The 7,947-nt window shown below is 46.6% G+C and carries 9 protein-coding genes and 3 pseudogenes; 9 read left to right on the top strand and 3 right to left on the bottom strand.

Going from position 1 to position 7,947, the window contains the following annotated elements:
- From HW443_RS08325 to HW443_RS08305, 5 genes and pseudogenes are all read left to right on the top strand, one after another.
- Positions 1–320, top strand: a pseudogene (locus tag HW443_RS08325) (hypothetical protein); the annotation flags it as partial.
- 420 nt (positions 321–740) lie between these two features.
- Positions 741–1,904 (top strand): annotated as a pseudogene (nifS, locus tag HW443_RS08320) (cysteine desulfurase NifS).
- 115 nt (positions 1,905–2,019) lie between these two features.
- On the top strand, positions 2,020–2,217 hold the full coding sequence (locus HW443_RS08315) for a zinc-ribbon domain-containing protein (protein WP_176235678.1): 198 nt from the start codon (positions 2,020–2,022) through the stop codon (positions 2,215–2,217).
- A gap of 139 nt (positions 2,218–2,356) precedes the next feature.
- Positions 2,357–2,875 (top strand): DsrE/DsrF/DrsH-like family protein, encoded by a 519-nt coding sequence (locus HW443_RS08310; protein ID WP_176235677.1) that lies wholly within the window; start codon positions 2,357–2,359, stop codon positions 2,873–2,875.
- Positions 2,845–3,087, top strand: coding sequence for a sulfurtransferase TusA family protein (locus HW443_RS08305; protein WP_176231942.1), 243 nt, complete (start codon positions 2,845–2,847; stop codon positions 3,085–3,087). Before HW443_RS08310 ends, HW443_RS08305 begins: the two co-directional genes overlap by 31 nt.
- Before the next feature lie 273 nt (positions 3,088–3,360).
- Here HW443_RS08305 and HW443_RS08300 read toward each other — a convergent pair whose 3' ends face one another.
- Entirely contained in the window at positions 3,361–3,552 is a 192-nt protein-coding gene (locus HW443_RS08300) for a ferredoxin (protein ID WP_176229754.1), read from the bottom strand.
- A 143-nt stretch (positions 3,553–3,695) separates the two neighbouring features.
- On the opposite strand from HW443_RS08300, the gene HW443_RS08295 reads away from it, so the two are divergent.
- Positions 3,696–4,829 (top strand): RNA-guided endonuclease InsQ/TnpB family protein, encoded by a 1,134-nt coding sequence (locus tag HW443_RS08295; RefSeq protein ID WP_176231941.1) that lies wholly within the window; start codon positions 3,696–3,698, stop codon positions 4,827–4,829.
- A 429-nt stretch (positions 4,830–5,258) separates the two neighbouring features.
- On the opposite strand, the gene HW443_RS08290 is transcribed toward HW443_RS08295, so the two are convergent.
- Positions 5,259–5,576: a hypothetical protein gene (locus HW443_RS08290; protein WP_176235676.1), complete on the bottom strand. Its 318-nt coding sequence runs from the start codon at positions 5,574–5,576 to the stop codon at positions 5,259–5,261.
- Between the two features lie 76 nt (positions 5,577–5,652).
- On the opposite strand from HW443_RS08290, the gene HW443_RS08285 reads away from it, so the two are divergent.
- From HW443_RS08285 to HW443_RS08275, 3 genes and pseudogenes are all read left to right on the top strand, one after another.
- Positions 5,653–6,240 carry a glutaredoxin family protein gene (locus HW443_RS08285; protein WP_176235675.1) on the top strand — a complete coding sequence of 196 codons (588 nt, stop codon included), beginning with the start codon at positions 5,653–5,655 and terminating at the stop codon, positions 6,238–6,240.
- Positions 6,241–6,460: 220 nt separating this feature from the next.
- Positions 6,461–6,664, top strand: a complete 204-nt coding sequence (locus HW443_RS08280; protein WP_176235674.1) for a hypothetical protein — start codon at positions 6,461–6,463, stop codon at positions 6,662–6,664.
- Between the two features lie 48 nt (positions 6,665–6,712).
- A pseudogene (locus HW443_RS08275) lies at positions 6,713–7,003 on the top strand (transposase family protein); the annotation flags it as partial.
- Here the strand turns inward: HW443_RS08275 and HW443_RS08270 are convergent.
- Positions 6,987–7,859, bottom strand: coding sequence for an ISL3 family transposase (locus tag HW443_RS08270; protein WP_176238058.1), 873 nt, complete (start codon positions 7,857–7,859; stop codon positions 6,987–6,989). The pseudogene HW443_RS08275 and the gene HW443_RS08270 overlap by 17 nt on opposite strands.
- Positions 7,860–7,947 lie beyond the last annotated feature (88 nt).

Raw genomic sequence — 7,947 nt, 5'->3', positions numbered from 1 at the left:
TTCAGGCGGGACTGGCTCCTTATGAGCCACAGAAGCTTTACTATACTGCTTTACCCAAGTTTATAGCCGAGGTCATGGAGCGGGAAGATCTCCAATTATTCGGATACGAGGATGATCAAATCACCACCATCATCGATATCACCCCTTACCTGGAGACCAAGATGAAAGCCATCTACTGCCATCGGGGTCAGGGCGATTATGAGCGTTTTGTGGAGCGGCAGAACAAGGGGCTCTTACACAAGGAATATTTCCATCTGACCATTTCTCGTCTGGGGAGGCGTGGAAGCACGGAAGAAGATCTTTTTGAGGGGTTGAGGTAATGAGGCGGTAGACGAAGAAAAACGGGAGAAGTGAGCACCTTCCTCTCATTGACGGAGCGGTCAGGCTGCCTCAAACCTTATGGTCAATTGACCGTTACGGTCAACTGACCATAATGGTATAACGACCGCAACATTAGTTAAGATCTACAGCCAAACCTGAAGACAATTCATACTACCCGGCTAACAGTAGCCCCTCAGTCTGTCCACTTACCTTTCTGAAATCATATCTTTAGCTCATGCATCGAACTGACGGATTCTGAAGTGAAGCAATCCGGTCTGTGTAGACTGATCTTGGTCATTATGTTAATCTTCAAATAGCGCAGCCAGGAGAGGATTAGTTTACAGGATTTGTGACAAAAGTCCTATTCCTCACGCTTTCCAGGTGGCTACGTTGATAACTTAGGGGAAGGATCATCGATCATGAGAAGAGTCTACTTTGACCATGTAGCTACTACCCCAGTCCATCCTCAGGTGATGGAGGCCATGCTGCCCTATTTTCGCGATATCTTCGGCAATCCTCAGAGCCTTCACGATTTTGGGGAGGAGGCCAGAGGAGCCGTAGAAGAAGCAAGAGGCCAGGTAGCTGACCTTATTGGCGCCCGGAGAGAAGAGATCATTTTTACTTCCTGTGGGACCGAGTCTGACAATATGGCTCTTAAAGGTGTGGCTCTGGCCCATCAGAAGAAGGGCAAGCATATCATCACTTCTTAGATTGAGCATCACGCCATCATGCACTCAGCCAGGACTCTGGGAAAATGGGGCTTCGATGTTACTTACCTGTCGGTGGATGGATGTGGATTCGTCGATCCCCAGAATGCAGAAAAAGCTATAACTAAAGATACTATCCTGGTCTCTATTACCCACGCCAGCAATGAAATAGGGACCATCGAGCCCATTGCGGAAATCGGAAAGATAACCCGAGAAAAAGGGGTCTATTTTCACATCGATGCTGTTCAGACCGCCGGACAAATTCCTGTGGATGTAAACGAGCTGGGCGTTGATCTGCTCAGTCTTGCTGCCCAGGGTTTTTATGGCCCCAAAGGCGCTGGAGCCCTCTATGTCCGAAAAGGGGTCAGAGTGACGCCTCTCATGGATGGTGGAATTCAAGAAAGTGGGAAGCGAGCTGGAACGGAGAATGTCCCGGCTATAGTAGGACTAGGAAAAGCGGCTGAGCTGGCCAAAAAGGAGATGGCGGAAAGGATCCAGCACCTGGAGCCTTTACGGGATAAGTTAATGAAGGGCCTGGTAGAAAGAATAGATGAAGTCCTGATCACAGGACATCCCCAGAAACGCCTTCCCGGACATGTAAGCGTGTGCGTGCGGTATATCGAGGGAGAATCCATGCTCATGTTTCTTAATATGCAAGGAGTAGCTGCCTCCAGCGGCTCCACCTGTACCTCCAAAGCTTTGAAAGCGTCACACGTCCTTGCTGCTATTGACATTCCTGCAGCCGATGCCCAGGGCTCCCTTCTTTTTACCCTGGGTCAGGATAACCAGGAAGAGGATGTGGATTATGTTCTGGAGATTCTGCCCCCTATCGTACAAAGGCTCCGGGAAATGTCTCCGCTGTACCATAAGAAATAGAAGATAGAGGTAGCGCTCGAGGCCAAGGGAGCCTAAAGGTGAGAATAGCTTTCGAAGATAGGAAAAGTCCAAGGCCAGGTTGGCAAGAAGAAAGCAGTAAAGGAGATGAGGAGAGATGGAAAGAGAAGATCCAAGGGGAGAGGCTGTGACCAAAGAAAGGAAATGCATCTGTCCCTATTGCGATAACAGTCTCACTATGCCCTATCCCTTTTGTCAGATCTGCGGTAAAGAGCTCCGCTTCTGTCCCCAGTGTGGTCAGCCTTTGGCCAGAGATGCTGTGATTTGTGGTCAATGTGGAACGGAGCTGGCTTGATTCTAGAGGGTGAAGTACAACGTGACGGTCATAATGCGGCCATCACCTATGAACCATGAGAATATTTAATTTATTTTCCAGGTATGAAAGGGGCTAACAAAATGAAAGAAAAGATGACTATAATTGTTTTAGCGGTGACATGGATAAGGCCATGGCCAGCTTCATCCTGGCTACCAGCGCCGCGGCGGCAGGTATGGATGTGACCATGTTCTTCACTTTCTGGGGTCTAAACGTGATCAAGAAAAATGAAGGAAGTATCCAGAGCCGCGGCATTATGAGGAAGATGTTAAATTGGATGAATCGAGGAGGGAGCAGGAGGCTTCCTCTCTCCAAATTCGATATGCTGGGCATGGGACGATGGATGATGAAGAAATTGATGAAAGAATCTAAGATGCCCACGGTGGACGAGTTTATAACTATGGTCAAGGAAATGGGGGTGAAGCTGGTAGCCTGTACCACAACCATAGGAGTTATGGGGCTTTCCAAAGATGCTTTCATCCCCGAGGTGGACAGCTTTGCCGGAGCCTCAGCCTATTTGGGCGAGGCTAAGGAGGGGGGGGGGGGTAAATCTGTTCATTTAGTAGCCAGGTTAATTTGTAGCCAATATGTTAAAGGGGAGGTTGTACAGTGGAAGCAGATGCTACTGTGGATGCCTTAGGGATGTACTGTCCCATGCCTATAATTTTGACTTCTAAGAAGATCAAAGAGCTCCAGGCCGGCCAGGTGCTGGAAGTAAATGCTGACGATGAGGGGATCAAGGAGGACATGCCAGCCTGGTGCCGCAGCACAGGAAACGAGTTTTTGGGTATTGAGGAACATGAGGGAGAATACAGAGCCTATGTCCGAAAGGTGAGCCAGTCACCGGGATGAAAGGCGCGTTGAGCATTCTGTCCCATAGCGAGAATCAGAACAAGATACTCCGCAACCATATGGGGCTAAAGTTCTCCGTCATATCAACTCCGAAAACTCATGTTTGTTTCCCACGGGTGAAAATGATCTATGAATCTCAGTAGGGAACTTTGGCCCCATTTTCCGTCTATGGCTGAACCCTAAGAACCGAATTATGGATTAATTTGTCATCCGATTTAGATTGACAGCATGGGGGTCAAATACTGAATCTAGCCCTTTTTACAGGAACGCCATTTATTCCTCAATGCTTATCGCCTCCGCAGGACAGGAATCTACAGCGTCACGTATGGCATCGTCAAGACTGGGATCAGGGTCATCGTCGATGACGTAAGCCAGTCCATCATCCCTCAGCTCGAAAACTTCAGGGCAGATGTCTACACAGATAGCATCTCCGGTACACAGGTTATGGTCTATCTTGGGTTTCACTCCTCCCCCTTCTTCTACAACAGTTTTTGATATGCTATCGGCACTATTTTACCAAATACTGGTCGAGAAAGTGGTTTTAATCCTGGGGATGAATCGGCCAAAAATACTTGACCAACTGTTCTTCCTAGGGTATAATTGTACATATGAATAAATCCCTTAAATATAGATTGTATCCCACCAAGCACCAGCAACAACTTTTGCAAGAGCAACTTCAGGAATGCAGATGGCTGTACAATCATTTTCTTGAGGAGCGTAAGAATGCTTGGGAGCAAGAAAGGCGAAGCATCAGCTATTTCCAACAATGCAATTCTATTCCCGCCTTGAAGAAAGAACGTCCTTCTCTTAATAAAGTCTATTCCCAAGTGCTTCAAAATGTTGCCGATAGATTGGATAAGGCATTTGCCAACTTTTTCCGCCGGCTCAAGAAGGGAGAAGAACCGGGCTATCCCAGATTTAAAGGATTTGATAGATATGATAGCCTCACCTACAAGCAAGCAGGTTTTGGCTGGAAAGTTCACGGCAACTGTCTTGAGCTTTTTAAAACAGGAAATATTGAGATTAAGCTTCACCGCCCTCCTGTGGGCAAACTTAAAACCTGCACTATCAGAAGACAATCTGGCAAATGGTATGCGTGCTTTTGTGTTGAGTATGCACCTGAACCTTGGCCAGAAAATGAGAAAGCTATTGGTATTGATGTTGGGTTGGAAAGCTTTGCTACCCTTTCTACTAATAAAAGGATTGCTAACCCCCGATTTTTTAAAACCGATGAAAAGGCTCTTGTTAAGGCTCAAAGAGGCTTGTCTAAACAAATCAAAGGAACTCCTGAAAGACGCAAAGCCAAAAAGATTGTTTCTCGTGTTCATGAAAGAATTGCCAATAGAAGGCATAACTTTATTCACCAAGAAGCCAGAAAAATTGTCAACACCTTTGGCATTATCTGTATTGAAAAACTGAATATCAAATCCATGCTTAAAAATCATTTTCTGGCCAAATCTATCGCAGATGTGGCGTGGAATCAATTTGCTCAAGCCCTTGCGCGCAAAGCGGAGGAGGCTGGCCGTAAGTTTGTAGCAATTGACCCACGAAATACAAGTCAGATTTGTAGTCGATGTGGGGCAACAGTCGAAAAGACTTTGTCCACCCGTTGGCATGATTGCCCGATTTGTGATGCTCATCTGCATAGAGATTTCAACGCCTCTCTAAACATTTTGAGATTGGGACTACAATCTCTCGGTATCCAACCCGTAGAAGCCCCCGACTTCAGTCGGGTGGAGTAGTCACCTCTATTGACACAGAGTTTTCACTATTTGTCTTTGCGGGCAGATCAAACTCTACAGCACCATCTGTAGCTGAAGTAACATTCGTTGTTTTACATGAAGCCAAAAGGAATGAGAAAGACACAATTATGATAGACAAAACTACTGTTATGTTGCGTACTCTTTTCATATTATACCTCCGTATAGCGCTAAGGATACTCTCTTTTTGATATAGCTTATGTTTTTGGATAACATTCAACATCATTGTAATTCCTACCAAATTAGAAAAAATCCCCAGCAAGATAAAAGGGAGCTGATATTTCACTAAAAATACTGCTGCCGCGGATAAGCCTATTATTGGCAAAACATCAGTGATGTGATGAGCACAGCAAGCAATCATTGAGCCTGTTGAAATTCCACCTGCTGCTGCAACTTCTGCTGTTGCGCCTGTTACTTTTTTGCGAATACTAAATCTGGCGTTACTGCAAAAAGGTCAAAATTTGTGTATTTGGCTCTGTCCGGCGAATCTAAATCGGATGGTAAATTGGCCCAAAATCTGGTTTTTGCAGTAACGCCAAATCTTATATAAGAATAAAGTCCGAGTTGAATTCCAAAACCAACGACCAAGATGGAAATCCAATACCACATCTGTGAGAATTGTTCCAGGGCATGGCTGAAGGAATTGACCCAAGTAAGGATTCCAAAATATATTATTAATAACCCAGTTGCTCCAATTGCACCAATAATTATTGGCTTATTGTTTCGCATTCTTAACCTCCTATTTGATTCCTATATCAGTTGATATGCCCTATAGCCCTATACATCATATAAGAGAACTGCTATAATGTCCATATTTGCTCTGGAGGGAAGATTGGCAGTCCGGTCTAGATGTTTGAAGCAGCTTTTGATTCCTCTGATTTTCCTTGGAATTTACTCCGGGGGGACTTTACCAGCTCATGCCTCCCCTACTCTAGAGACCTCCGTCTCAGAGACTCCCGTCACTATCTACTCCAGCCAGGCTTGTGGTCATTGCCATATATATGTGGAGGAGGTGGTGGAGGAAGTTCTCAAACAGGTAGGGTTTGAGAACATAACTATTAAAGATTTCATATCTGACCAGAAAGCCAGGCAAGAACTGGTCGAGCTGACCCAGAAACTAGGGATTCCCATGGAGCTGCGCGGCCATCTGGCCATCTTCATAGATGATAGCATCATCTTGGAGGGACATGTACCAATTCCCGTAATCACAGATCTACTGAGGCTGGGGGAAAAGAGGCCTTTTGAGAGGATTGTAGTCCTTCAGGATGAAATGCACGGGGCTAAAAGTTACAAGTCACTCATGCCGCCTACAGCGGCACCACGAAAGAATGAAAAACCTATTTTCAGGATAGGTCTGGGCTTTCCGGGGAGAAATCAAGGAATATCCTCTTGACACTCCTATCAGTCAGTACCTGGACTGGCTGCAGAAGAATTTTCCTCTGCTGGAGGGCTCTGCCCTGGCCATACCCGGAGTCAACAAGACGGAGCTTCTTTTCCCTACCGTTCTTGCCGCTGGTTTTCTGGATGGACTTAATCCTTGTGCCTTTGCCGTTCTTCTCTTCTTTATTGCTTTTCTCTTCACTCTCGGCAGAACCAGGCTGGCCATCCTTAAAATGGGAGGTACCTATATTCTGGCCATCTACTTTACCTATCTTCTTATCGGACTGGGCATTCTCAAGACATTTCTTGCTTTTGGACCTCCGCATCTGATGGCCAGGATAGGAGCTGTCCTGGTCATCCTTCTGGGCTTGATTAATCTGAAGGATTATTTCTTTCCGGTTCTTCCGGTTTTAGCATGGGTATCTACCCATAGATAGCGATTTATGATATAAGCATGGTTCATTCCATTGAGACAGGAGGGAGCCATGCGAGACACCGAACTTTATCGATATTTGCTGGGAGTTGAGGAGCCGTGGACGGTCAGTCGAGTTGATTTGGATGTCCGGGGACAGCGAGTGGACATCTGGATTAACCACAAAGAAGGGGTACGCTGGCCGTGTCCTCAATGTAGTAGTGAGTTGGGCCTTTACGATCATGCTGAGGAACGGGTTTGGAGACATTTGGACAGTTGCCAGTTTTTGACTTATCTTCACGCTCGAATTCCGCGAGTAGATTGTTCTGAGCATGGGGTTTTGCAAGTTAAGGTGCCTTACGCCTCAGGGGGATATTTTCTTGCCCATAAAGCCAAAGATACTTGGTTCCCTTGAGGGTCTCATCCCCTTGTTTCTTCAAGAGTTGGTGCTCTTGCTTACGAACTGTATCTACCGCTTCGGCCATGTGGCTCAGGATATGAAATCGGTCGAAGACAATCTTGTCCTCTGCCCCCGGAACATGGTCCAAGGTGGATTCAATATAGGCCTCCCACATATCCATAGCCACAGCTTCAATGCCTTCCCGCTGACTTTCCGAAAGGCCCCCATAGTAGGCATCCAGACTCTCTTGCTTCCGGCCATCTCCAATGTACTCTACGGTGGAGGCCTTAAGGTCACACACCAAGGTCAGGTATTTATGCCCTTTGGCCGCCGCCTTCTCATCTATCCCTATATGGGCTACCACTCCTTCCCCCTTACGTTGCAATCCTCTCTTAACCGCACGTTCCAGGATATGCCAGGCCTCATCCCAACTGATCCTCAAAATATCCGTCGCCCCCTGGATGTCACATTCCTTAAGAAGATCCAAGGCCAGCCTCTCAAACAGCAAGGTAAACTGGGAGCGAGGTTCGGCCCAAGGCACCTTAACTTGCAAAACCCCATGCTCAGAACAATCTACTCGCGGAATTCGAGCGTGAAGATAAGTCAAAAACTGGCAACTGTCCAAATGTCTCCAAACCCGTTCCTCAGCATGATCGTAAAGGCCCAACTCACTACTACATTGAGGACACGGCCAGCGTACCCCTTCTTTGTGGTTAATCCAGATGTCCACTCGCTGTCCCCGGACATCCAAATCAACTCGACTGACCGTCCACGGCTCCTCAACTCCCAGCAAATATCGATAAAGTTCGGTGTCTCGCATGGCTCCCTCCTGTCTCAATGGAATGAACCATGCTTATATCATAAATCGCTATCTATGGGTAGATACCCATGCTAAAACCGGAAGAACC

The organism is Candidatus Hakubella thermalkaliphila, assembly GCF_013281975.1.
Taxonomy (GTDB): domain Bacteria; phylum Actinomycetota; class Humimicrobiia; order Hakubellales; family Hakubellaceae; genus Hakubella; species Hakubella thermalkaliphila.
Note: the sequence above shows the minus strand (reverse complement) of the source record. Positions and strands in the feature narration are given on the sequence as shown.

Excerpts from the sequence above, each read along its gene's own strand:
- HW443_RS08315 (WP_176235678.1), top strand. The coding sequence starts at position 2,020 with ATGGAAAGAGAAGATCCAAGGGGAGAGGCTGTGACCAAAGAAAGGAAA.
- HW443_RS08310 (WP_176235677.1), top strand. The coding sequence starts at position 2,357 with ATGGATAAGGCCATGGCCAGCTTCATCCTGGCTACCAGCGCCGCGGCG.
- HW443_RS08295 (WP_176231941.1), top strand. The coding sequence starts at position 3,696 with ATGAATAAATCCCTTAAATATAGATTGTATCCCACCAAGCACCAGCAA.
- HW443_RS08290 (WP_176235676.1), bottom strand. The coding sequence starts at position 5,576 with ATGCGAAACAATAAGCCAATAATTATTGGTGCAATTGGAGCAACTGGG.
- HW443_RS08285 (WP_176235675.1), top strand. The coding sequence starts at position 5,653 with ATGTCCATATTTGCTCTGGAGGGAAGATTGGCAGTCCGGTCTAGATGT.
- HW443_RS08280 (WP_176235674.1), top strand. The coding sequence starts at position 6,461 with ATGGGAGGTACCTATATTCTGGCCATCTACTTTACCTATCTTCTTATC.
- HW443_RS08270 (WP_176238058.1), bottom strand. The coding sequence starts at position 7,859 with ATGCGAGACACCGAACTTTATCGATATTTGCTGGGAGTTGAGGAGCCG.